The following is a 24,448-nucleotide window of genomic DNA, read 5'->3' on the forward strand; positions in this document are numbered from 1 at the left end:
GTAAAACTCTGGGAAAATTTAAGTAATTAATTGCACAAAATGCTTGTATTAACTTCAATAACACGAGTTAATACATCTGGTTGAATTGCCACTGCTGCGGTTTAGTCCAAAAGATAAACTACGAACAATAAAATATTCATAGGACTTAGAATGTCTCAAATCTACCTTTTTTAGTAAAACCCTTATGCTGTAAACATCTCAGATTATTCTCTAATAAAAGTGACACAACAGGGATAATCATCGTTCTATCAACCCTACAGCCCCCTACACCCAAATCAATGTTTTTGGGGCAGAACGTAAAAAACCTACACCCTGTTCATAGGGTTAAAAGTCTTTGAGTATTTAAGTTTTTTCATCTACTGATGTCCTAATACTACTGGCTATCGCTATAAATGCTTCGTACTGAAGGGTGAAAAAATGAAAACCCCTTCAGCCTCAATAGTATGAAGGGGTTTAAGTATTTACTAGTAGTACGCCAAGGCAACTTGGTGGGGTAAAGGGAAAAGGTTTTTTATCCCTTACCTTTTTCCCTTTCCCCTTTACCCAACCTCCACCTAACATTTTTGGGTTGGCAGACTACTAGAATGTTATACCTTTTTAAGCAAGGGTATAAAAGCTATTTTGACTAAAATATGCTTGAATAGTTAAGCTTTTTTAGTGTAAGAATGTAATTTGCTCTCACGCTGACGGTTCGGAACTCTGGAAGATTTGAAAAAACCTAATGGAGTTGAACCAAGGCTATGTCTAAGGCATTAAAATACGCAATTGTTGACTGAATATGGATGATTGATCTAATTGTCAATATGTGCTAGAGATAATTAAAAAACTTTATTGCTTTCTTTTTGGGTAATTACCCCCAAAATCAGCAATAGCATCTCTAAAATAGAGCAACTATACCTTAACCACATTACACTCAACAATTGCGATCGCTCTGACAACAATAGCCGCCACTCACCTTTTGATTGACTAAATCGGGATTCATAGATAATTAAAAATTAAAAACCATAAACTTGATTTTTAATTTTTAACTTCGGCCATTAGGCTTAATTTGTGGTTTGTGCTGCCAGCATTTGCTTGAGCTTTTCTAGCTCAGATGCCCAACGCGGATCTGGACGAATAGCATCAGAGTCAGTAGTACTAGTGCTACTTTCGCTGCGTCCACCACCACTGCGTTTAGACTTCTTAGCGCCTTTGTCTCGACGGTTGCTGTCTTTATTGCTGCTAGGAACAGGACTGCTAGTAGCCGCTTTAGGAGCTTGCTCTTCGCCTTCTTCACCCTTTGTTCGGGGCAATGCTTTCTCTAGCTTGATTGGGGTATCTTTGAACATCTGACCATTATATTTTTCAATAATTTGATCAGCTTGTTCATCGTTGTTGACGGTTAAAAAACCAAAACCACGACATTTGCCGGTTTTCCGGTCTTTAATTAATTTCGTGGTCACAGCATCGCCTTCGGCTGCAAAAACTGCTTGCAGGTCTTGACGATCTATTTCTTCTTTTGGCAAATTGCCTATATATAGGCGAACAGACATGAACTATACCTCCAGAGTTTGATGAACGTAGCAAGGCAAGAGAACAATCACTTGGCTTTGGCTTTTAAATAGATGCTATTAACCAAAAATTGCCATAAACCAATTTCTTTTAATCCAAACTGCCAAACTATACAATACAGTTTTTCGTTTGGATAAAGCTTTTTTATTAGGAAAGCGCACACAACGCGCAGCTAATACCACCTTAATTCTAAAATTTGTAAATTAATTAGCCTACTGTCTGCCACAGTAAACATTTTTTTTAATGTCCTTGCCCGCAGAATTTAACACCATTCCTTACATTATCACGGTATCTTCTACGTAGCTAGTTCAGAACATACATTTCTCACTAGATTGCGTGTAGATCGTAACATAAAATACATTTTTTTCTCAATAACGGATATTGGAAACAAAAACCAGCCAATGGCTGGTCAATTTGCTGCTGTGTTGGGAGGATAAAAAGATCCATTGGCGCAAGTAGCCGCTCATAATAACTAAGCTGGAATGCTGAATTATGACGGTTGCTAGGGATATTGTTAATAAATGTAACACTTGTGAAGAAATGTTGCAAATTTTGTCATTAGTAATTCTCTATTTCCCCTGCTCACGGCAGTCGCTACAACGGGGGGAACCCCCGCAACGCGCTGCCTCCCCTACTCCCCACTCCTTACTCTCAACTCCCAATTTTTTAACCAATGAGGAATATATAAGCACCCCAAGCTTGTGCTGCTATTGCCAAAATGGTTGACCAAATTGGATGATGGCTATAAACAGTTTTTCCGCCTTGAGTTTGCAAAGTGTGGATATCAATCCAAGGTGTTGCGCCGCGACGAAACCAACCTGTAACCGTAATTTGCCGACCAATCAAATCTTGAGGATTGACTTTCTGCCCCAAGCACAGCCAAGGAACGTGATGTAATTTCACTAAACCTGTGCTGGACTGGAGGATTAAGTCTTGGCTTAGGGAATTGGCTGTTCCAGGACGGCCTAATAGCTTACCCACAAGTTTCACACTAGGGCTATCAATGGGGAGACTGGAGGGATTAGCCATCAAGTTAGATAAACTATCATCAGCTTGCCCATTGGCAGTTTTGATATCAGGAAAAAAGGCATTCATCCGAATTACTAACCCGATGCTAAAACCAATCAGTAAGCAACCACTCACAAAATTCCAATCTTCGTAAATCCATTTCAAGTTTAAAAACTTCAGGGAAAAAGCGGTTTGCCAACTCAGCCAAATTAAAGCCGCAAGGATAAAACCCAAGGGAACACCCACAAAAGGAGCAATTTGGCGTAAGAAAGATTGGCGGGTAGTTTTGATAGACTGTTGCCGAGCGAGATGGAGTTCGGTTTCTACGTGCCAATGGCGGGCTATTTGGCACAAAATCTGGGCGCGATCGCCGATTAAAGGATGACTATTATTTATAGTGAACCAACGAGCATAGGGATTGAGATGATCCCACATCAAGGCACATTCAAAAGGGATATGCCCAACAACACTACCCAAAGATAAGCTTTGTTTGTAGCCTACAGGCATCAACAAATTTAAACTTTCTAATTCAGAGTTAGTTTTTTGGGCTTTTTGAACATCAAAAGCAATACCAATAGCGATTTTGAGTAAAGCACGAATTAAAGCGTTGGGATTACCAGTGATTTCGGCAGCTAGGCGATCGCTATAATTAAGCCGTAACCGAGAGAACCATAAAGCTGGCCCAGTAAATAAACACCAAATACCGTAACTCAAACTAGCCAAAATATTAAACGGCCAGCGCAAAAAACCTGGAGGTATACCATTGCCCCAATCTGATATTTGCTGATATAGCCTGTGAATTGGTAGCGTAATCAACAAAACCAGAGACATCACCAAATAATCACCAAAAGCAATGTGTCCTAGCTGTGTGGCGTAGATAGTAGCAATTTCGTCATCTGCCAGTTGATGTAGTAGCCCTTCACTAACCACAATTCGAGCGTTGCGGGGAAGATTGCCATAGGTCAGTGCTATGGGTGCAGATATTGGTAAAATTCTTAGCTGAGGTAACTGCCAACGTTTTTGTTGACAATAACGATGTAATACCCTGCCTGTTTCGCGGCTGTAATTGTGTAAGCTATCTTTAGACAAAGGTTCCTGACCATAATATCTGGCTAGTAACCAATCTAGTAGCCAAGGCGACAAGGCGATCGCACTTAACAAAATTCCTAGCACTACAAATTTGGGGTCACGGTATAGCAACTGCAATGGTTCTAGATAAGGCAGCTTATCCAAAATCAAGTTTACAGATGCCATTGCAAATTCCAATGTTGCCCGCAGCACCCAAAACAAAGCCACGATTGTTCCCAACCCTAGCAAGCGTAAGGGGTGCAAACTTGGTTTACGTAGGGGTTGCCATACTTTAGCGCGTTTAGCTTGCCGCCAATAAATCTGTGGTTGAGGTGGTGCATAGCCTTCAGATTCAACATACGCACCAGGTCTTGTGGCTAGGTTGTAGCCACCTTGAGGCACTATAGATGTTTCAATGTAATTATTTTCTAAACTTTCTGGTGGTATCGATGCTCGATAATGAGGGCTTGTCGTTTCTTTTGCTCTTTCCCTTGGAGATACTGTCGAGCTTTGACGATTTTGAGCTTCGGAATTGTCAAAAGCAACAAAGCCAGTTTCAGCTTTTTTGGTAACTTTTTTCCGTTTTTTAGCTTTTGCTAAATGTTCAAGAGCGCGTTCTGCCCAATCTTGAACTTGGCTATTTTGACTTTCTTTTAAAGTTTCACATAGGGCGATCGCCTTGCGGATTTCGCCAATGCGTGCATAGGCCATTACTAAACCAACACGAGCTTGTAAGCTAGTAGTGCCATTGACTTGACTACTAGTTACAGACTCTAGTTGAGCGATCGCTGTTTGGTAATTTCCTTGCTTGAGGGCAGTTAAACCAGCCTCCAAAGATGATTCAGCACGTGAAGGCATAGAAATTCTGGCACTCCAATCTCTGCTAACTGATTCACGGTTGTATCACAACGCGACCCCGCGATGCCGTGGACATCAACTATACCCGATTGGTCTACCCAAAATGAATTATGATTCCACTGGTTCTTGACCATAAAATACCGGGGCGATCGCGCTTAATTTTAAATCAGGATGGTCTTCTTGTAACTGATGGCAATTCCATTCATTGCGGAATAGCAATACTGGTCGATCCATACTGTCTTTGACTGTGGTGGTATTAAATAAACGTCCCACTTTGGTCAAAGCTTCCCAACCACCTTCTACCCAACGGGCAACACTGTAAGGTAATAAGTCTAAATAAGTTTCTACACCATATTCGTTTTGTAAACGAAACTGTACCACTTCAAATTGCAACTGACCAACCGCCGCCAAAATTGGTTCGCGTTTAGATTCATCAGTTGAGTACATAATTTGTACAGCACCCTCTTCTCGCAATTCCGAAATGCCTTTTTGAAATTGCTTAAACTTCGAGGGGTTGGGGTTTCTCAGTGTGGCAAATAATTCCGGTGAAAAATACGGAATCCCCTCATATTCCAGCTTTTGACCTGTGTAAATGGTATCGCCGATCGCAAACACGCCGGGATTGTTTAAACCAATTACATCACCTGGATATGCAACATCAATCGATTCTCGTTCTTGAGCAAAAAGTTTTTGCGGACGAGATAAACGCACAACTTTACCTGTGCGCGCATGATTGACTGTCATATCTTTTTCAAACCTGCCAGTGCAGACCCGGATAAAAGCGACGCGATCGCGATGTTTTGGATCCATGTTGGCTTGCAGTTTAAACACAAAGCCGGAAAATTCTGGATAAGTAGGCGGAACTTCACCAACACTGCTGTTATGAACACCTGGTTTCAGGGCATAGTCAAGAAACGACTTGAGGAATAACTCTACCCCAAAGTTGGTCATGGCGCTACCAAAGAACACTGGTGTCATTCTTCCTTGATGTACCAATTCCAAATCTAGTTCCGGGCCGACTCCCTCTAACAGTTCCAAATCATTTTTGAGTTGATAGTATAGGTCTTCTTCTAACAGTTGTTCAATTGTGGCATCGCCTAAATCAACAACTGTGTCGCGGGCTTCTTTGCTACCGTGAGCGCTACGTTCAAATAAGTGAATTTGTTGTTGCTGACGATCAAATACACCCTTAAAGCGATCGCCCATCCCAATCGGCCAATTGACCGCGTAAGTCTGCAACCCTAATTCCTGTTCAATTTCATCTAACAGTTCTAAAGGTTCTCTACCCGGACGGTCGAGTTTATTTACAAAGGTAAAAATCGGTAAACCCCGTAGTTTACAGACTTCAAATAATTTGCGGGTTTGCGGTTCTAAGCCTTTAGCAGCATCAATTAACATCACCGCATTATCAGCAGCGGCCAAAGTTCGGTATGTATCCTCACTAAAATCTTGGTGTCCGGGTGTGTCTAAGAGATTAATTTGACAGTTTTGATATTCAAACTGTAATACAGTGGAGGTAATGGAAATTCCCCGTTGTTGTTCCATTGCCATCCAGTCTGAGGTAGCCTTGCGCTGCGCCCGCCTAGCTTTCACCGCCCCAGCCTCGTGGATTGCACCTCCGTACAGCAGCAGTTTTTCGGTGAGTGTAGTTTTACCAGCGTCAGGGTGAGAAATAATTGCAAAGTTGCGTCGCAGTTCTACTGCTTGAAGAAGTTCTGACTGAAGTTCAGTTGACATAGTTGACCTAAATGTATTCGTTACCTTGTTACTTTACTTAACTTAATTTTTCTCTACTTTAGTAAGTCTTTTAATCTTAAAACAACAAGGCTCGTGATAGGGTCGTAATATTACCAACAACCTGAGTGAAGAGGAGAAAAGAATGTACGATCCAGACAAGAGAAAGCTTTTCTCTGCTTTGTGTCATGGAGCCATTTTTTTCAGTACGGCTTTTGTATCCGTCGGCATACCTATTGCTATGCTGTTTATCTCTAGCGATCCGGTAGTACTAGAAAATGCCAAAGAATCTATTAATTTCCATCTAAATGTTTGGATTTATGGAATTATTATTACAGCATTGATTTGGCTAACTTTGGGTTTGTTATTTCCCTTAGCTGGTATTGGCTATTTGCTGCATTGGGGACTAACAATTTGGGCGATCGCTCGCGTACTAACCAATCCAGATCAACCTGTTCGCTATCCCTTCATTTTCCGCGTCTTATAGCACAAACATGGTAATTGCTAAAAAAAATTCAGCATTCGCAAGATAAAACTCTCTGCGCCTTAGTGTCTATGCGTGAGCATTAAAAATTAATATTTCTTCGCCAAACTGTTAGCTATATTAAGCGACAACCAAGCAGTAAAATACAAAATTGCCCTACAGTTTCATCAAAAGTAGGGCAAAGGACAGTTAAGCACTGATTGTAGTCTGTCCGACTGCGGCAGAGTTTGTCTCTGCTTTTGTGACGCTTTGTGTTGTGTCCATCGCATTATATTCCTTACAAAACATTATGTTCCCCATACAACGCCCCCGCCGTCTGCGTAGCCATCCTCAACTGCGCCGGATGGTACGTGAAACTGTCCTGACCACAAGTGATTTGATTTACCCTCTGTTTGCCGTACCAGGTACGGGAATTGCCAAGGAAGTCAAATCTATGCCTGGAGTCTACCAACTATCGGTAGACAAAATCGTGGAAGACGCTAAGGAAGTTTATGACTTAGGAATTCCCGGCATTATTTTATTTGGTATACCTGAAGATAAAGATACAGATGCTACTGGTGCTTGGCATGATTGTGGCATTGTGCAGAAAGCTGCGACTGCTGTTAAAGAAGCAGTACCAGATTTGATTGTGGTTGCTGATACTTGCTTGTGTGAATACACCAGTCATGGTCACTGCGGCTATTTGCAAGTTGGTGACTTGAGCGGAAGGGTATTAAACGACCCCACCTTAGAATTGCTCAAAAAAACAGCAGTTTCGCAAGCAAAAGCTGGTGCAGATATCATCGCGCCTTCCGGGATGATGGATGGATTTGTCCAAGCAATTCGTGCTGGACTAGATGAAGCGGGATTCCAAGATACGCCGATTTTGTCTTATGCTGCTAAGTATGCTTCGGCTTATTATGGCCCATTCCGAGATGCAGCCGAATCAACACCGCAATTTGGCGACAGAAGAACCTATCAAATGGATCCTGGTAATGCGCGGGAAGCCATTAAGGAAATTGAATTGGATATCGCCGAAGGCGCGGATATGCTGATGGTGAAGCCAGCTTTGGCTTACATGGATATTATCTGGCGGGTGAAGGAAGCGAGTAATTTACCTGTTGCGGCTTACAATGTTTCTGGCGAGTATTCCATGATTAAGGCGGCGGCTCTCAACGGCTGGATTGATGAAGAGCGTGTAGTTATGGAAACATTAACCAGCTTTAAACGTGCTGGTGCAGACTTGATTTTAACTTACCATGCCAAAGATGCTGCACGTTGGTTGCGGTAGGTTGATTTTTGTCAGTTCTCTTGGAATCTCACGCAGAGGCATAATCGCGCAGAGTTTATCTTTGTGTTTTTGTGTTTAGGCGTGAGATTGTTTAATAGTGTTTGAGAAATTTTGACTCAATTTCATCAGCAGCTAAAGGCTGAGAAAACAAATAACCTTGTCCAAATTCACAATCAAGTTCCTGTAGCAATTGAAGCTGTTTTTGTGTTTCAATTCCTTCGGCTATGACTGCTAATCCCAACTGATTACTGAGTGCGATGATAGTTTTGACAACTTGATAATTGCGATTTTCTGATTCCATTTGATGGATAAAAGAACGATCAATTTTCAAGGTATCGGCAGGTAATCGATGGAGGTAATGGAGTGATGAGTATCCTGTACCAAAATCATCAATACTGATTTGGATACCTAATTTTTTTAATTGTTCTAAAACAATTATGAATTCATTGATATTTTCAATCAAGATACTCTCAGTAATTTCTAATGTGAGACAATGACCACTTAACCCTGTTTGAGATAAAATATCTTCTATATCTTTAACTAGAGTATTTTTACGAATATCTTGAACTGAGAGATTGACACTAATTTTTAGAGAATTGTGATCAGGAAATTGAGTTTGCCAAGTAGCAAGCTGTTGACAGGCAGTGTAAAGAATCCATTTATCCAAATTCACAATCATCCCTATCTCTTCTGCGATCGCAATAAATTCTCCAGGACAAACAAATCCACGAGTCGGATTTTGCCAACGTACCAATGCTTCAAAACCAATCAAATGGTTTTTCTGAATATCAATAATTGGTTGATAGTAAACAATAAACTCTTGTCGTTCTAAAGCTTTACGTAGGTCATTTTCTAATGTAAGTCTTCTTACCGCTTGAGTGTGCATTAGGGAATCAAAAATTTTATAGCAATTTTTGCCTTGAGCTTTGGCACGATACATCGCAATATCAGCATCTCGCAGCAAATCAGAGGCTTGATGATACTTTTGATTACCTAAAACAATTCCAATACTAGTAGCGATAAACACTTCATAGCCATTGAGCATGAATGGAGTTTTAAATTTTGCTAATATCCGCTCGGCAACTATAACTGCTTCTTCAATCCCTGCGAGATTTTCCAGTAAAATGACGAATTCATCACCACCTAATCGAGATGCTAAATCTATTGAACGAATTGTGAATTTTAGCTTCTGAGCGATGATTATTAGTAGTTCATTGCCAGCTAAATGTCCCAAGCTATCATTAATGATTTTGAACCGATCTAAATCAAGAAACAAAACTGCGAAATGATAATTTTCAATTTGTTTGGCTCGATGAATGGCTAATTCCAAACGTTCCATGAGTAAGTTACGATTGGGTAAGCCAGTTAAAGGATCATGCAGTGCGAGATAAAAAAGTTTTTCTTCTGCCTGTTTGCGATCGCTAATATTGGTGATAGTACCGACATACCCGATGATTTGCCCTGTGAGATCGAACTCGGCAACAGCTTGTCCAAATACCCAAATCACAGCACCATCAGGCTGTTGAAACCGATACTCTAGCTGAAAAGGTCGATTTTCTAAAGCCGCAAAATACCATTCATGAGAAACCTTTTCTCGATCATCAGGGTAAAGTCCTTTCACCCATCCATTACCCATAGCTTCTTCAGGAGTTAGCCCGACAATTTTGCACCAGCGTTCATTGACGTAAATACATTTACCTTGAGCATCTGTTCGGAAAATGCCAACGGGAGCGGCGGCTGTCAAAGAAGCATAACGTTGTTCACTTTGGCGTAAATGCGCTTCAGTCCTTCGTCGCTCTGCTAGTTCAGTTTGTAGTTGTTTGTAAGCAGTAGCCTGTTGGATAGCGATCGCTAACTGAGTTGAAAGTTGCTGTAATAGAGTGATTTCTTCGGCTTGCCACTCTCTAGGTGTATGGCATTCAACTACATTGAGCAATCCCCAAATGTTACCATCATGAATAATTGGCACTAAAACTTTTGCCCGAATCTGCAAAGATTTTAGTAGCTCCCGGTGGCAATCACTCATATGTGTCGTATAAATATCAGACACGACCCTAATTCGTTCATTGCCATATAAAGTAATCCAGTTAGCGGCACAATCTAGCTCGTAAATAGATTGACCCAGCAAAGAAAGACAACCATTATTTACCGTTTCTGCAACTACAACTATGCCGCCATCTGATTGGAATTGCCAAATGGCAGCGCGATCGCACCCTAATACAGCTTGCACTTGTTGAACTGTTGTTTGAAGAATATCCTGTAGGTTAAGAGAAGAACGGATTTGAGTCGCAATGGTTGCCATCAATTGTTCTCGCTCTGCTTTGAGTTTTAGTTTGGCTGTACGTTCTTGAATTTGTTGCTCTAATTCGGTATTACGATTTTGCAGCAACTCTAATTTTTCTGCTTCTAGCCGGCATACTTGATGTTCTAATAATCCAATTAAGTTAGTTAACTCCAAAGGACTAAGTACTTTCAAAATACTGCTTTGAGTAACAATCCCTAACAACTCTCCTTGATTTCCTGTTACTACTATTCGCTTTACTAAATATTGCTTCATTATCTGCTGTACTTTCCACAGAGAATCCTCAGATTTGACTGAGAAAACCGGAGTACTCATCACAACTTGTGCTGGAATATCTTCAAAATCTAGTTCTAAGGCTTGAAATTGAACAATATCTCGCTCTGTAACAATGCCAATCGGTAATTGTAGAAGTTTATTTTGTAGTTTGTTAACTTGTTCTTCTATTAGCACCACTGAGCTTACTTGATGTTCTGCCATCAGACGCGTGATATCTAACATAGAAACACTAGGAACAGCACAAATCACCCCAGATGTCATCACATCTGCTGCCCGGCGGAGATGTAATAAATCTATGGGACGTAATAATTGCTGTAAACTTTCATGAGTTAGCAGTCCCACAATTTGATTCTGTTGGTTGAGCAGTGGTAAGTGACGAATATGGTATTTCTGAAGTAAATTGACCGCAAAGAATAGATCGGTAAATGCAGACTCATGCAAGCTAATAACCGGATGTGCCATTACCTCAGCGACGGATATATTCTCAAAGGATGTCTTTTGAGAACTGAGGCGCACCACATCTCGTTCCGTAAAAATACCCAATAGCTGATTCCCATCTACAATCAATACACAGCTTGAGCGTGCTTCAATATGTATGGCATCAATTTCAGTATTTGTTGCTTTAAAAGATGGACAAACATCCCGAATACCGCTCATTTGAGTAATTACCGTCATTACAGTTGTATCTGGCGAAACCATCAAAGGATTACGAACAATCGCTAATTCCAGATCAGCCTCTGTCAAAGCGGTAGAAGATATAAGCATTCGTGTAAAAATCTTAAAAATACTTTAATTTAGATTTTTATGATGCCTGTTTCGCTATCTGACTTAACACAGTACATTTGCGAAACTTTTTTCTTTTAAAAATTGGCACAAAATTCATGGCCCAGTGTGCTATCAATTGCTACAAGATTGAGAACTTTCAGAACAATTTACTGTTGCGATCAGCCTAACTGTATGGCTTCGCTTACCGCTAATTGTCAGTCGGTGGAGACAACGGAAAAAATGTTACTATTTCCCCCTTACCATTTTTTTTGAGCAAGCCCCGTTGGGGCGGGTGTGGGGAAAAAGACAGCCCTAACAACCAGTGGGTACAAGCCCTGCCCCACACCCTGTTTTTGACTTCTAAAAGAATAGGACTTACGCACGGATAAAGAAGAACGAACAGCATAGACACGCAAGCGGCTACTCTACCCTTCGGGTTCTGCTTTAGCAGTACGAGAACGCCTGACGGCGAACCCGCAGGGTAGGACACAAAGTACACGAAGACGTAAGAGTTTGAGAGAGTTTTTGCGTAAGTCCTAAAGAAGTCTCCTAAACTCTATACCCCTACAACCGATCTCAACTACTGATACCAAGCGTATAGAAATAGTACTCCTACTCCCCACTCCCTATTCCCTACTCCTAGCCCAAGTTACTATCTTGGATTGCTACTCGGTATTAACCTTTATGCCTATTTCCTAAAGGAATTACCTCGTTTGCTAGAGGAACGGGCGATTGCTAATCAAATAAAATGATTGACAAATTAATGGCAACTGGCTGAAACGCCAATTGATTTAATAAATAATTTATAATTTATTTTAAGGGGAGCATGGAATTATGGATATGCAAGTCCTGAGAGAGCGTGCTGGACTTAGCCGTGCAGAGGTAGCCTTCAGGCTTGCAATCAGTGAGACGAGTGTTCGTAACTGGGAAGCCGGACGCACCGAACCAACAATGACACCAAAAAAATATTTAGATGCTTTGCGTTTGTTCAGATGTACACCAGAAGAATTGGCAGCCGCGAGCGAAAAGTCAATAAATCAACGGCATAAGCGTAAACCTGGCAGACCAAAACGCTTTCCTGATAATCAGGTAGCTCAGATGACGGATTCACCAGTTTGCACCTGATAGGCTGCTAAGTGTAGCATAGCCACTGATAAAATCTAGTTTATGGTGATAGCTTGGGTGAGTAAATCTGGTGTAGGAAAAAGGGGCTAGGGGCTAGAGTTAAAAAAATGTTTGAGACTCTCTAATCTCTAACCTCTATCCTCAAGTCATAGTTTTACTAGTGCGATCGCTCACGGTATTGGTCACGAAGGCACGATAAGATTTTAAAACAACAGTCGGAACTAAAGGTTTAAATGGCAGAAACATTATTTTTCAACGCTCTGCGCGAAGCCATTGATGAAGAAATGGCGCATGATTCCAGTGTATTCGTGCTTGGTGAAGACGTAGGACACTATGGTGGTTCCTATAAAGTTACCAAAGACCTATACAAAAAGTATGGTGATTTGCGAGTTTTAGATACTCCCATCGCCGAAAATAGCTTTACTGGTATAGCAGTCGGGGCGGCCATGACCGGGTTGCGACCGATAATTGAAGGTATGAACATGGGCTTTTTGCTCTTAGCCTTTAACCAAATCTCGAATAACGCCGGAATGCTGCGCTATACCTCCGGCGGTAACTTTAAAATTCCAATGGTAATTCGTGGCCCTGGTGGTGTGGGTAGACAACTAGGTGCAGAACACTCCCAACGCTTAGAAGCTTACTTCCAAGCTGTTCCAGGATTAAAAATTGTTGCTTGCTCAACACCCTATAACGCCAAAGGATTGCTAAAATCAGCCATCCGCGATGATAATCCAGTGCTGTTCTTTGAACACGTACTGCTGTATAACTTGAAAGAAAATTTACCAGAAGGAGAGTATCTCCTTCCCTTGGATAAAGCTGAAGTGGTGCGTCGCGGTAAAGATGTCACAATTTTGACTTACTCACGGATGCGCCATCATGTAATGCAAGCTGTGAAACCTTTAGAAAAACAAGGTTACGATCCAGAAGTAATTGATTTAATATCCTTAAAACCATTAGATTTTGATACCATAGGCGCATCAGTACGCAAAACCCATCGAGTAATTATCGTTGAAGAGTGTATGCGGACTGGGGGTATTGGCGCAGAATTAACCGCCTCAATTAACGATCGCTTGTTTGACGAATTAGATGCTCCAGTTTTGCGTCTTTCTTCTCAAGATATTCCCACGCCTTACAACGGTAATCTGGAACGTCTCACCATTGTTCAGCCAGAGCAAATCGTCGAAGCTGTGCAGAAAATGGTCGCAATGCGAGTTTAGGGAATAAGGAATAGGGAAGAAACTGTAGGGGCGGGTTCATGAAGAATTTCATCTCCCCACAGAATCACTGTTTAAACCCGCCCCTACCCACTCCCAATTCTTACTCATAACTCAATCAAAGAGCGTTATTATAGCCTTTGTCAGTTGCGAGTTATGGTATGCAAAGACAGCAGTCGGTATTAGCTTTAATTTTAGTTTTGGTAATTGCCGCGATCGCGGTGATTGCCACAATTCCTGTGCCTTTGGGTCTGGATTTACGGGGAGGTTCCCAACTTACAATCCAGGTAAAACCCACTCCAGAAATTAAACAAATCACTGAACGTGAATTGGATGCGGTGAAGAAGGTTGTTGAGGGCAGAATTAACAGCCTTGGTGTTTCAGAACCAGTTATCCAAACCGTAGGTGCAGACAAAATATTAGTCCAGTTACCAGGGGTAAACGACCCAGAACAAGCAGAAAGAGTGCTAGGTGGAACAGCACAATTAGAATTTCGCAAACAAAAACCTGGAACAGAAACTCAAGTGTTTGCCTTTCAATCCTCGCGCGCAGAACTGAAAGCCAAGCAACAAGAATTGCGGAATAGCAGCGACAAAGCAGCAATTGCCAAAAATCAAGAAGAATTACAAAAAAATAATCAAGCAATTCTAGAATTGTTTGAAAGCACCGACCCCCCACTCAATGGTAAGTACCTCAAAGATGCTTACGGTGAACCCACTCAAGGTAACAATTGGAATGTTGCCATTCGCTTCGACCAAAAGGGTGGTGAATTATTTGCCGAAATCACAAAAAATCTTGCAGGTACGGGTCGCAGTATTGGCATTTTTCTTGATAACGAACTTATCAGCGCGCCTGTTGTTGGCCCTGAATTTGCTGCGACTGGGATTACTGGTGGTGCAGCCGTAATTACAGGACGCTTTACCGCTCAACAAGCCAACGATTTAGGTGTACAGTTGCGTGGTGGTGCTTTACCTGTACCCGTAGAAATTGCCGAAAGACGGACTGTAGGTGCAACATTAGGTAAAGACAGTATTCAAAGCAGTATTTATGCTGGGGTCGGTGGTCTAGCTTTAGTATTAGTTTTTATGATCGTGTACTATCGCTTACCAGGATTAATTGCCGATATCGCATTAGTAATTTACTCACTCCTGACTTGGGCTTGCTTTGCCTTGTTGGGTGTAACCTTGACCCTGCCAGGAATTGCAGGTTTTATCTTAAGTATTGGTATGGCAGTTGATGCCAATGTGCTAATTTTTGAACGGACGCGGGAAGAATTAAAAGCAGGGAAATCCTTGTATCGTTCTGTGGAATCGGGTTTTTACCGCGCATTCTCCAGTATCTTAGATAGTAATGTTACTACCTGGATTGCTTGTGCTGCCTTGTTCTGGTTAGGTTCTGGCTTAGTGAAAGGCTTTGCCTTAACTTTGGCTTTGGGGGTAGCAGTTAGTATGTTTACTGCAATTACCTGTAGTCGGACATTTTTGTTTTTGGCAATTTCCCTTTCTAATTTGCGGAAACCTGAACTTTACTGTCCTAACGTGCCAGTATCGAATAAGGCTGAGGTGGCTAAATGAAACTAAGTATTAATAAATCGCGATCGCTCTGGTGGATTATTTCTAGTGTCATCATCCTCAGTGGTATCATTGCAATGGTAATTTCTTGGCAGAACCCAGAAATTCGCTCTCCCCTGCGTCCAAGTTTAGACTTTGTTGGTGGTACAAGGTTACAGTTTGAGCGCGATTGTACAAAACCAGGTAACTGCGACAAAGCAATTGATATCACAACCGTTCGAGATGTAGCCAAAGCCCAAGGTTTAGGTGACAGCAGCATTCAAATTGTTGGGGAAAATGGTATATCGGTTCGGACAAAGAATCTAGATGTAGACCAACGCACCCAGTTACAAAATGCTTTAAGTGAAAAAGTAGGGGCTTTTGATCCGCAAAAAAATCAAATAGATTCTGTTGGGCCTACCTTAGGACAAGAACTTTTTCGTTCTGGAGTCATAGCCCTGGTAGTTTCCTTTTTGGGCATTACTTTATACATGAGCTTTCGCTTTCAATGGGACTTTGCCATTTTTGCGATCGTTGCGCTGTTCCACGATATTTTGATTACGGTCGGGTCTTTTTCAATTTTGGGTTTGGTTTTTGGTACTGAAGTTGATAGCCTGTTCATCGTTGCCCTACTGACAATTACAGGTTTCTCGGTTAACGATACAGTAGTAATTTACGATCGCATCCGCGAAACAACCAAAACCCATCCCAACCGCCCAATTGCTGAAATTGTAGATGATGCGGTCAATCAAACCTTGGCGCGGTCAATTAATACGACTTTAACAGTATTGCTCACCTTATCAGCCATCTTTTTCTTTGGTGGAGAAACGCTCAGAAATTTCTCTTTGGCATTAATCATCGGTTTCACAATGGGTGCTTATTCCAGTATTTTTATTGCCAGCACTCTCCTTGCTTGGTGGCGAGAACGTACAGGTCAATCTACCCTGGCAACAAGCAGCGAAGCAATTGATACATCTGCGGAGAATTAATCAAAAGTTATTCTCTGTCTTGCCTATGCTGTACCCTCCACTCATCAATCTCCTGCTTCTCGAAATATGGATCAATCCCAACAGCCACCAATAACTGACCCATTGTTTGCTCAACAAGTTCAGAAACTACATCAGCTGACTGTATACGGCAGATGGTTGTTTGTTACTTTTCTATGGCTGACAATTGTACCGTTTTGCCTGTGGGATTTACGCTCAGACATTGCTTTGTGGCAACAGTATTTTACCTGGGTAGCGGTAAGATATGGACTTATATATCATCCACTGTCTACCCTAGGTTTAAGTTTTTGCATCGGAATGACCGTTGCAGTTTTAGTGTGGCAAAGTCGCAATATTTTAATTGGACTACCACAGGAAGAAAAGGAACGCTTAGAAAAACAAGTTTGTCGAATCCGCCAGCAAGGGCCTTCTCATCCGCTATGGAAGTTAATTTGTCAGTAAATCTTGCATTAGATAAATTTATACTTACTTGTAGATATACCTATGCAAAAATATTTAGCACAATATGACTAAACAAAAGCAAAAATACTTATTACGGCAATTGAGTGCTTACAAATGAACTATTCTCAGATTAAATTTAGCGATCGCCACTCTGATGTAGACCTTTACCAACTCCAAGAGTTATTTAATATTTCAACGTTTTGGGCCAAAGGACGTAGTATTGAGGATTTAGGCATAGCCGTTACCAACAGCGACCCCGTAATTTCTTTGTGGGATGACACAAAACTTATTGGCTTTGCAAGAGCAACTTCTGATGGTATCTATCGCGCTACAATCTGGGATGTCGTAATTCACCCAGACTATCAGAGAACCGGACTAGGCAGTAAGTTAGTTGAAACTGTGTTGAGCCATCCCCGTATGAGGTGGGTTGAGCGAGTCTACTTAATGACAACTCACCAACAAGGATTTTACGAAAAAATTGGTTTCAAACCCAACACCACCACAACTATGGTGCTAAACCAATCTAAACAACTTGATTCTCTATCGGCTGCGGAACTACAGTTTCAGGAATAGCTAGGGGGACAAAAATTTGCACCCTAGTAAGCTGTTCAATTGATTCCTTCGTTGTAATAGAATGTATTTCTAGCTTTCCTCCCATCACATCTAATAGAGTTTGATTGAGTAATAGCTTCATTCCTGGCGATAAATTGTCCTGCTCATCTTTACTTTGAGGAGGCTGGTTACTATTTTGGATTAAATCAATCGGTTCACTTTTAGGGAATGCATGGCTAGGCACATCCAAATAAATATGAACTGTATTACTGGTATGTGAAACACTACTGGAAAGGTCAATACGCCCTTCTTCCATTTGTTTAATAGCAGTGTCTACTAAATTAACTAATACTTGGCGTAGCCAACGGTGGTCTGCCAACACATAAATTTTTGGCTCAACGGGCGACACGCGCAATGAAAAATTGCGGTTGGCGGCCAACATATAAGTTAAATCTTTAACTTCCTGAAAAATTGTTTCTAAAGAGCGTGGCTGAATATTTAATTTATTCGTGCCGTATTCTGTTCTCGCTACACTGAGAATTTCATCCATCAAATGGAGCAATTTCAAAGCTTTTTCGTGAGCTTGTTGAATAAATTCGCGTTCTTCTTCCGGATTTTCACATAAATCTGACAAAATTAATTGATGCAAGCCAATTAAACTATTGAGAGGCGATCGCAGTTCATGGGTAGTCCGCGCCAAAAAACCCGCTTTAAACTGGCTCATTTCCTGTGCCATTTGATATGCTAGCTGCGTTTGCTTAATTTCTTGTAGCAGTTCTGGCACACTTGGTTGCTCTTGTGATTCTATGGGAGATGAATCAGAGGCGTTATTTCTAGACCTTGCCAATAACTGGCTTAAACCCATTCCCAATACTAATCCAACTCCGATATATACCCAATTGCTCCAATTCATAATTTGGCGATTAATAACTTTTTAGGAAAACACAATCATACAAAATCACAGATTAATCCAGTGTGATTTTACCCTGTCGCAAAATTTGCCAATTCGTCCCTGTCCACTTAGCAACGGTAGAAGGTACACCACCACCTGAGGCTTCTGTTGTTGCCAACGCCAAAGCATCAGGAAACTGAACAGCAATTTCAGCCATTGTTTGTAGCGGCGGTTGACCAGAAAAATTGGCACTTGTTGTGGCTAAAGGCCCGGTTTTCGCCAAAATAGAACGTGCGATCGCATTGTCAGGTACTCGAATACCAATGGTAGTTGGGTCAGTCGGGTTCATTTCTGGAGGCAGGTGGTTACTTGCTGGCAACACCAACGTTAATCCCCCCGGCCAATATTTTTTCACTATTTGTTGCCAAATTTCATACTCATGCTCACTACTTTTGACATAAGGCCATAAATCCTCGGCACTAGCAGCCATCAAAATCAAAGGTTTATCCTGACTGCGCTGTTTAGCAGCAAAAATTAATCCTGCTTTTTCTGGTAAAGTTGCCAGCGCAGGTACAGTATCAGTAGGAAAACTCACTAAGCGGCCAGCTTGTGCGCCAGCTATGAGGGTTTCTAAGTTAACTAGGGTCACGATAAAAGTTAGGAGTTATGAATGGAAAAAAAGCGATTTTTTGTATTTTCGCTTTTATTTCACACAATTCATAACTCCTATATGAGCAGCCTGGGCGAATTCATTCGCCTATTTCCTTCATATAAGCTAGAGCAAAACGTTCAATCCCCTCCAAATCAGAGTGAATTTGAATATTGCAGTAGCTACCTTGACTTTGCAGCAGTTCTCGCACTGTATCGGCTTGTCCTGCCATCATCTCAATCAGCCACACGCCACCAGGCCGCAAATAATTGGCAGCGACTTCGATTAAATGACGAATGTCATCTAACCCATCAGCCCCACCATCTAAGGCCAAATGTGGTTCATGCTGCATGACTTCTGGTTCTAGGGTAGCCACCGTTGCTGTAGGGATATATGGCGGGTTAGAAACCATACCACTAATTTGTCCTTTCAAAGATGCCAATGGCTCCCACCAAGAACCTTGATAAAACTGAATCTGGTCAGCAAATCCCAAATTTTGGGCGTTGGTTTGGGCAATTTCTAAAGCTGCGGGACTGTAATCAACAGCATGAATTTGGGCTTGAGGTAACGCGTCTGCTAGCCCAATGGCGATCGCACCACTGCCTGTTCCCAAATCTACCCAGTGTCCTCTGTCTAAGGGTGGATTTACCGCACTATAGCTAATAGCTGCCACAGCTAAATCAATCAAGCATTCTGTTTCTGGTCGCGGAATTAAAACCGCACTCGACACCGCCAGTTTAAATTGTCGCCAAGGTGTAACTCCGGCAATGTACTGCACTGGTAAGCGATCGCGCAATCGTCTTTGCCAAAGCTGATTTAAGTCTGCTAGAGACATTGCGATTGGAATTTCCGACCAGTCTTTGAAAGACTCTAAACGTAGTGCCAAGCGGTCTAAACCAGCAATTTCTTGCAGCAGCCAATCAACTTCATATGGTGGTACAGCAGTGGCGATCGCAGCTTGCATTGCTTGATTCCGCCACTGCCAAAGTTCTATACCCGACACTACCGCCTGTTGCTCTACCATGCTGGAACTTTTTGACTTTGCAGACTGGGAATTATACCACCACTAGCATGATTTTTTGGTAGAGTTCGGATATACATTGTGCAAATCCTAAATTAATTATTTTTTAGGAGCAGGTCTATTAGCTGGTGCTGGATTAGGCGCGTTTGGCTTGGGTGCTAGTGAGCTGAGAAAGTTTATAGACTCCCGTGATGGCCACAGAATAAATTTATTCATACTTGGATCGTTACTCTTATTGAGAGTATCAATCACACTGTATAAATCCGCTACTTCAATCCCCGCATCCTTAGCTTCTTGTGGTACAGCTTTTTTAAATTCGTCTAACAAAGCTGTGGCTTGTTCTTTCTCGAAATATAAAGGGACATACCGCTCTTTGCTTTGGGGAATAGGAATGGTTAGATAACCTTTTTTCAATTTCGGTATAAACAAGGGAATACCGTTAAATTGCTGTACTTTTTGACCGTTTTGATTCAGAAGAGTTTTTGCTGATTCTAACTGTTGTTGTGTTGGTACTAAAGTATAAATTGTCGAATCTTTTTTGTTTTTAGCTTCTTGTACTATCTGATAGTAATTTGCTAAAGATAGAGGTCTTACCTGGAACGTACTGGCTAACTTAGGGTTTTCTTTCTTAATCCGCACATCTAGAAATTTCTGAGCATCTTGCTTGCTGATAAAAAACCCGACTTGTGAAATAGGCTTAGATTCGTTGTTTCTGGAGATAACTAAGAATTCGCCTTTGGTGTTAACCAGAGTAAAAACGGGTACTGGCTGTAGCTTTTTCACTATCTCATTTTGTGGCAAGGCTACTGCCCGCAATGTTCCTACTTCCGATATTCCCCCAAAAATTACGCTACCAGCGATACCCAATGTTGCGCCCCAGCGAACTAATGCTTTCATGACTACTCCTAGTGTCAATGCTTCTAATTAAGTCAGACTAATGGTTGGATTTGCACAGTATTAACTTGTTTTTAGTTATATAGCAATCCATTTGAGATGTAAAAAAGCCGCACTCCTGTTACATGGTCGCAATTAACTCGCAAAACTTGATGTTTCTAAATTCTTGAAAACTTCTATGAGATTTTGTCTCCAGTTAACTGGGATGCAACCTGCTTTTTTCAACTTTGCTTTGACTGAATTCCTGCACAAGAATTATAAATGCCTATTATAGGCCGCCTTCAAGGAATTAAAAATTTTGTTTACCGTTGAGACAGTTAGTGACATTTTGTTGGCTTTTTCAAAAACAGGTGACGAGATCGCCAAGTAATTCGTTCCATTTATCTATTTAGTTTATTACTGCCTAAATCAATACCTAGAGCTATTTCAAGCTGATTCTCATATTAGAGCTATAATTCCTAAACTGAAGACTAAAATTAAATAAATGAAATTATTTTTTACTGTAATATTTACTATTTAATTGTCAAACTTACTACACAAACCCCATTCCCGGCTGAGTTCAAATATAGTAAATTCTAATTGTGACTTAAAAATTCTCAAAAAATATCCTATCTAATAAAAAAACTCTTAGATAGGATATTTTGCAAAGTATAGATTAAAATCGGGATGACAGGATTTGAACCTGCGGCATCCTGCTCCCAAAGCAGGCGCGCTACCAAGCTGCGCTACATCCCGAAGGTCTTAGTCAAGTTTTGCTGGCTTGCTAATTTAACAAAATTAGAAAGCAGGTAAAAGTAACTTGAACTTTCAAGATTACTATCGTACCACACCAGCCACATTACTATACTAAGTTTAACATATATTTGTAAAGTACGCCTTACTTATGTTTCTCTTGTCCTAACCAAAAATTTTTGCTCTCATCCAACTTTGTGGCACAAGTATCTAGGCTTGGCTTGAAGTAAGTTGTGGCATTGAGAACTAAATATTTTTAATGAGGGTACCAAAACATTCCTTTAATACCTTCAGGATCGGACATAAAACCCATACTCCGGTAGAAATCAACAACATGAGGGTCAGCAAAGAGAGTGACATTGCTGATTTCTTCGCTTCTGAGCTTTTTGAGTACGTATTTCATTAAGGCTTTACCCAGTCCTTTACCTTGAAAATCTGGATGAACTACTACATCCCAAATCGTGGCATTAAATGCATGATCGGAAGTAGCACGGGCAAAACCAATGAGCCGCCTTTGGTTTCCTCGCACTTGCCACATTGAGGCAACGAGAAAACTATGCTCAATAGCTTTTTTGACTTTTCTCAAGGGACGGCGCGACCAACCAACTGCATCACACAGTTCTTCTAATTCATACAAGTCGATGTCTCGCTCCGTACTAAAAACGATGCGTTCTGCGTTGCGTGACGCTGCATCACTATTGGTACTAGAGCTACTGTCAACTTCTGCTGTATGTTCATCAGAGGTTGTTTTACTTATCGCTACAGATTCAGGAGTACTAAACCAAGTTTTCCAAAAACCCATGCCAACGTGGTTCGGGTAATATAACTGAGATAGGCTACCACTCTTTTTGAGTGATGATTCACGTTTTATCAAGCAAATACCATTTTATACCCCAAACACCGAATTTTTTCGAGTTTTCTTGGGATAGGCAATGGCAATAGCTTTTCCTAAGCGTGTTTCATACCAATCATTTTCAACTTTAGCATTTTGTTGTAAAGCCTAGAAGAAATTCCCCAAAAGACGAAGTTATGAGAGTCAATTGTATATAAAGGGGAACCAGGAATTAGGTAGTAAATACTGTTTATGGGGAATACTCTTTGTTAACCCCCAATATCTACTTTTTACCTAGTCCCCAGCCCCCAGGCGACAAAAGCAAGCGAGTCTACCTACAACGATGGCTTCTGGTTTAAAATCTTCGACACTAGAACTCCTAAAACGCTTTAACCGAGCGTTTCCCCAGTTTTATGAGCAATTTGTCAGTAGCGAAATTCAACTGCAAAATTTGCGGTTAGCTTACCGTCTCTATAAAACTAAACGCGCTGTTATCGAATTAAAGCCGGAAGGTAGTAAAAGCGCGCTGCATTTTGCCTACCGCAACCAGTCGTTTCTCCTCAGTGATATTTTTGGTGTCCTGGCGGCTTACGGTTTGACCATCCACGGTCTGAGTCTTTATGGACAAATCCGCCCACCAATGTTGGTTTTTATCAAACTTTTGGTGTCTCGTGGTAGCAAAGCTTTGACGGATAAAACCGCAGAAAATGTTTGTCGCGCTATTCGGGAGGCTTTAGGAGGGCGGTTTGAGGTAGAGGAAATGCTAGCGGTAGAATTTAATTTAGATGCAGGCTTAGAGCAAGTACAAACTGAGTTTTATGTCGATCCAGTATTTCATCTACCGGCTTTGGTGATTGAAGCAGATAACCAGCCAGGATTATTTTATAAAGTGATGTACGCCATCTGGCAGGAAGATCTTTTAGTAGTCAATGCTAATTTACTAGTTTGGCGGGGACGTACACGGCTGATTCTCTATTTGTTAGGGCCGAATGAAAGCTTGATTCCTGAATATTTAGGACACAAAATTGCTGAAGGAGTCCGACAGAGATTGTTAGGGAAATAGAGGTGCTTAGGATAGGGACTAGAGGCTAGAGAAGAATGTTTTCATGTTTGGTTGTGTAATTTTTTTATGAATAGCTGATTTAAAAGTGCTGATGAAAATACTAGTTCCTAACCCCTAATCTCTAATCTCTAGTCTCTACTTTTGTATTTAGTCGTACCCATCCTTAAGGGTACGATAGAAATATGGCAACTATAGAAATCTTGGGCGTTCCACACGCATACGAGTTAACGGCTCCTACGTCATGCTCCCATGCTTTAGTATTTATCCACGGTTGGCTAAATAGCCGTGGGTACTGGCAACCTGTGATTTCCCGTTTGTCAGTTGATTTACAGTGTTTATCTTATGATTTACGAGGTTTTGGCGAGTCGCAAGCCCAGCCAGAAACTGATGTAAATCGAGTACAAACTAATTTTGGGCTGACATCCAACTTGCTTGATGCGTCTGGCTCACAACTTGATTCTCTGTATACACCAACTGCTTATGCTCAGGACTTAGCCAGTTTGTTACAAGAGCTAAATATTACCAGTGCTTGGCTAATTGGACATTCTTTGGGTGGAACGATCGCTCTTTGGGCAGCAGCCCTCATGCCTGAGCTTGTTCAAGGCGTTATCTGTATTAACGCTGGTGGCGGTATTTATCTCAAAGAAGCTTTTGAACAATTTCGTTCAGCCGGTCAGAAATTTTTACAAGTTCGTCCGCGCTGGCTATCTCAGTTACCTTTGATTGATTTGCTCTTTACCAGAGCTAGTGTATCTCGTCCCTTAGACCGCTACTGGGCGCGTCAAAGGGTAATAGATTTCGTGGTTGCTGACCCAGAAGCCGCTTTGGGTTCACTACTAGACTCCACAACAGAAGAGGAAGTTAACCGCTTACCTCAGTTAGTCTCTCAATTGAAGCAGCCTGTTTACTTTTTGGCTGGTGCAAATGACAAGGTAATGGAACCCAAGTATGTTCGTCATCTAGCCAGTTTTCATCGGCTTTTTCAATACTGTGGTGACAATGTGATTGAAATTCCTGATTGTGGACATTTGGCAATGTTAGAGCAACCAGATGCAGTTGCGAACCATATCCGGTCAATAGTTAAAAGTCATGAGTCAATAGTTGTTAGTCAATAGTCATTGGTCAAAAGTCAATAGTTTGTCATAAAACGCAAATGACTA

At 41.4% G+C, this 24,448-nt stretch carries 19 protein-coding genes and 1 tRNA gene; 10 read left to right on the forward strand and 10 right to left on the reverse strand.

Going from position 1 to position 24,448, the window contains the following annotated elements; translation table 11 throughout:
- Positions 1-1,043 precede the first annotated feature (1,043 nt).
- From H6G76_RS06630 to prfC, 3 genes are all read right to left on the reverse strand, one after another.
- Positions 1,044-1,532: an RNA-binding protein gene (locus tag H6G76_RS06630; RefSeq protein ID WP_190697321.1), complete on the reverse strand. Its 489-nt coding sequence runs from the start codon at positions 1,530-1,532 to the stop codon at positions 1,044-1,046.
- 685 nt (positions 1,533-2,217) lie between these two features.
- The gene (locus tag H6G76_RS06635; RefSeq protein WP_190697324.1) at positions 2,218-4,485 is read right to left on the reverse strand and encodes a M48 family metalloprotease; all 2,268 of its coding nucleotides are present in this window, start codon (positions 4,483-4,485) and stop codon (positions 2,218-2,220) included.
- A 108-nt stretch (positions 4,486-4,593) separates the two neighbouring features.
- The gene (prfC, locus tag H6G76_RS06640) at positions 4,594-6,222 is read right to left on the reverse strand and encodes a peptide chain release factor 3 (RefSeq protein WP_190697327.1); all 1,629 of its coding nucleotides are present in this window, start codon (positions 6,220-6,222) and stop codon (positions 4,594-4,596) included.
- A 142-nt stretch (positions 6,223-6,364) separates the two neighbouring features.
- Between prfC and H6G76_RS06645 the strand changes: the two genes are divergently transcribed.
- A complete protein-coding gene (locus H6G76_RS06645; RefSeq protein ID WP_190697330.1) occupies positions 6,365-6,706 on the forward strand; it encodes a DUF4870 domain-containing protein in 342 nt (113 codons plus the stop codon).
- A 286-nt stretch (positions 6,707-6,992) separates the two neighbouring features.
- Positions 6,993-7,973, forward strand: a complete 981-nt coding sequence (gene hemB / locus H6G76_RS06650) for a porphobilinogen synthase (RefSeq protein WP_190697333.1) — start codon at positions 6,993-6,995, stop codon at positions 7,971-7,973.
- Positions 7,974-8,064: 91 nt separating this feature from the next.
- Here the strand turns inward: hemB and H6G76_RS06655 are convergent, their stop codons facing one another.
- Complete coding sequence (locus H6G76_RS06655; RefSeq protein ID WP_190697336.1) at positions 8,065-11,316, reverse strand: EAL domain-containing protein; 3,252 nt, start codon at positions 11,314-11,316, stop codon at positions 8,065-8,067.
- Between the two features lie 834 nt (positions 11,317-12,150).
- Here H6G76_RS06655 and H6G76_RS06660 point away from each other — a divergent pair.
- The 6 genes from H6G76_RS06660 to H6G76_RS06685 all read left to right on the forward strand — a co-directional run bounded on the left by H6G76_RS06660 (position 12,151) and on the right by H6G76_RS06685 (position 17,226).
- A complete protein-coding gene (locus H6G76_RS06660) occupies positions 12,151-12,441 on the forward strand; it encodes a DNA-binding transcriptional regulator (RefSeq protein WP_190697339.1) in 291 nt (96 codons plus the stop codon).
- A 233-nt stretch (positions 12,442-12,674) separates the two neighbouring features.
- A complete protein-coding gene (locus H6G76_RS06665) occupies positions 12,675-13,658 on the forward strand; it encodes an alpha-ketoacid dehydrogenase subunit beta (protein WP_190697342.1) in 984 nt (327 codons plus the stop codon).
- 158 nt (positions 13,659-13,816) lie between these two features.
- On the forward strand, positions 13,817-15,229 hold the full coding sequence (gene secD, locus H6G76_RS06670; RefSeq protein WP_190697345.1) for a protein translocase subunit SecD: 1,413 nt from the start codon (positions 13,817-13,819) through the stop codon (positions 15,227-15,229).
- Complete coding sequence (gene secF, locus H6G76_RS06675) at positions 15,226-16,194, forward strand: protein translocase subunit SecF (protein WP_190697348.1); 969 nt, start codon at positions 15,226-15,228, stop codon at positions 16,192-16,194. Before secD ends, secF begins: the two co-directional genes overlap by 4 nt.
- A 66-nt stretch (positions 16,195-16,260) precedes the next feature.
- Positions 16,261-16,653, forward strand: a complete 393-nt coding sequence (locus H6G76_RS06680) for a hypothetical protein (protein ID WP_190697351.1) — start codon at positions 16,261-16,263, stop codon at positions 16,651-16,653.
- A gap of 114 nt (positions 16,654-16,767) precedes the next feature.
- The gene (locus H6G76_RS06685; protein ID WP_190697354.1) at positions 16,768-17,226 is read left to right on the forward strand and encodes a GNAT family N-acetyltransferase; all 459 of its coding nucleotides are present in this window, start codon (positions 16,768-16,770) and stop codon (positions 17,224-17,226) included.
- Here the strand turns inward: H6G76_RS06685 and H6G76_RS06690 are convergent.
- From H6G76_RS06690 to H6G76_RS06715, 6 genes are all read right to left on the reverse strand, one after another.
- On the reverse strand, positions 17,177-18,118 hold the full coding sequence (locus H6G76_RS06690; RefSeq protein ID WP_190697357.1) for a sensor histidine kinase KdpD: 942 nt from the start codon (positions 18,116-18,118) through the stop codon (positions 17,177-17,179). The two genes, H6G76_RS06685 and H6G76_RS06690, sit on opposite strands and share 50 nt — an antisense overlap.
- A gap of 52 nt (positions 18,119-18,170) precedes the next feature.
- Positions 18,171-18,746 (reverse strand): L-threonylcarbamoyladenylate synthase, encoded by a 576-nt coding sequence (locus H6G76_RS06695; RefSeq protein WP_190697360.1) that lies wholly within the window; start codon positions 18,744-18,746, stop codon positions 18,171-18,173.
- 100 nt (positions 18,747-18,846) lie between these two features.
- Entirely contained in the window at positions 18,847-19,770 is a 924-nt protein-coding gene (gene prmC / locus H6G76_RS06700) for a peptide chain release factor N(5)-glutamine methyltransferase (protein ID WP_190697363.1), read from the reverse strand.
- A 96-nt stretch (positions 19,771-19,866) separates the two neighbouring features.
- Entirely contained in the window at positions 19,867-20,664 is a 798-nt protein-coding gene (locus H6G76_RS06705) for a Tic22 family protein (protein WP_190697366.1), read from the reverse strand.
- Between the two features lie 658 nt (positions 20,665-21,322).
- Positions 21,323-21,396 (reverse strand) — tRNA-Pro (locus H6G76_RS06710).
- A 253-nt stretch (positions 21,397-21,649) separates the two neighbouring features.
- Positions 21,650-22,195: a GNAT family N-acetyltransferase gene (locus H6G76_RS06715; RefSeq protein ID WP_190697801.1), complete on the reverse strand. Its 546-nt coding sequence runs from the start codon at positions 22,193-22,195 to the stop codon at positions 21,650-21,652.
- 373 nt (positions 22,196-22,568) lie between these two features.
- Here H6G76_RS06715 and H6G76_RS06720 point away from each other — a divergent pair, with 373 nt between their 5' ends.
- Both H6G76_RS06720 and H6G76_RS06725 read left to right on the forward strand, forming a co-directional pair.
- Entirely contained in the window at positions 22,569-23,288 is a 720-nt protein-coding gene (locus H6G76_RS06720; protein ID WP_190697369.1) for a hypothetical protein, read from the forward strand.
- Positions 23,289-23,470: 182 nt separating this feature from the next.
- The gene (locus H6G76_RS06725) at positions 23,471-24,403 is read left to right on the forward strand and encodes an alpha/beta fold hydrolase (protein WP_190697372.1); all 933 of its coding nucleotides are present in this window, start codon (positions 23,471-23,473) and stop codon (positions 24,401-24,403) included.
- The last annotated feature ends 45 nt before the right edge of the window (positions 24,404-24,448 follow it).

This window comes from Nostoc sp. FACHB-152 (assembly GCF_014697475.1).
Classification (GTDB): Bacteria; Cyanobacteriota; Cyanobacteriia; order Cyanobacteriales; family Nostocaceae; genus Nostoc_B.

What these genes read in the sequence shown, in the direction of transcription:
- H6G76_RS06680 (WP_190697351.1), top strand. Translation starts at nt 16,261, where the DNA reads ATGGATCAATCCCAACAGCCACCAATAACTGACCCATTGTTTGCTCAA.
- H6G76_RS06645 (WP_190697330.1), top strand. Translation starts at nt 6,365, where the DNA reads ATGTACGATCCAGACAAGAGAAAGCTTTTCTCTGCTTTGTGTCATGGA.
- H6G76_RS06655 (WP_190697336.1), bottom strand. Translation starts at nt 11,316, where the DNA reads ATGCTTATATCTTCTACCGCTTTGACAGAGGCTGATCTGGAATTAGCG.
- H6G76_RS06690 (WP_190697357.1), bottom strand. Translation starts at nt 18,118, where the DNA reads ATGAATTGGAGCAATTGGGTATATATCGGAGTTGGATTAGTATTGGGA.
- H6G76_RS06685 (WP_190697354.1), top strand. Translation starts at nt 16,768, where the DNA reads ATGAACTATTCTCAGATTAAATTTAGCGATCGCCACTCTGATGTAGAC.
- secD (WP_190697345.1), top strand. Translation starts at nt 13,817, where the DNA reads ATGCAAAGACAGCAGTCGGTATTAGCTTTAATTTTAGTTTTGGTAATT.
- H6G76_RS06705 (WP_190697366.1), bottom strand. Translation starts at nt 20,664, where the DNA reads ATGAAAGCATTAGTTCGCTGGGGCGCAACATTGGGTATCGCTGGTAGC.
- prfC (WP_190697327.1), bottom strand. Translation starts at nt 6,222, where the DNA reads ATGTCAACTGAACTTCAGTCAGAACTTCTTCAAGCAGTAGAACTGCGA.
- hemB (WP_190697333.1), top strand. Translation starts at nt 6,993, where the DNA reads ATGTTCCCCATACAACGCCCCCGCCGTCTGCGTAGCCATCCTCAACTG.
- H6G76_RS06720 (WP_190697369.1), top strand. Translation starts at nt 22,569, where the DNA reads ATGGCTTCTGGTTTAAAATCTTCGACACTAGAACTCCTAAAACGCTTT.
- H6G76_RS06725 (WP_190697372.1), top strand. Translation starts at nt 23,471, where the DNA reads ATGGCAACTATAGAAATCTTGGGCGTTCCACACGCATACGAGTTAACG.
- H6G76_RS06665 (WP_190697342.1), top strand. Translation starts at nt 12,675, where the DNA reads ATGGCAGAAACATTATTTTTCAACGCTCTGCGCGAAGCCATTGATGAA.
- H6G76_RS06635 (WP_190697324.1), bottom strand. Translation starts at nt 4,485, where the DNA reads ATGCCTTCACGTGCTGAATCATCTTTGGAGGCTGGTTTAACTGCCCTC.
- prmC (WP_190697363.1), bottom strand. Translation starts at nt 19,770, where the DNA reads ATGGTAGAGCAACAGGCGGTAGTGTCGGGTATAGAACTTTGGCAGTGG.
- secF (WP_190697348.1), top strand. Translation starts at nt 15,226, where the DNA reads ATGAAACTAAGTATTAATAAATCGCGATCGCTCTGGTGGATTATTTCT.
- H6G76_RS06630 (WP_190697321.1), bottom strand. Translation starts at nt 1,532, where the DNA reads ATGTCTGTTCGCCTATATATAGGCAATTTGCCAAAAGAAGAAATAGAT.
- H6G76_RS06715 (WP_190697801.1), bottom strand. Translation starts at nt 22,195, where the DNA reads ATGGGTTTTTGGAAAACTTGGTTTAGTACTCCTGAATCTGTAGCGATA.
- H6G76_RS06660 (WP_190697339.1), top strand. Translation starts at nt 12,151, where the DNA reads ATGGATATGCAAGTCCTGAGAGAGCGTGCTGGACTTAGCCGTGCAGAG.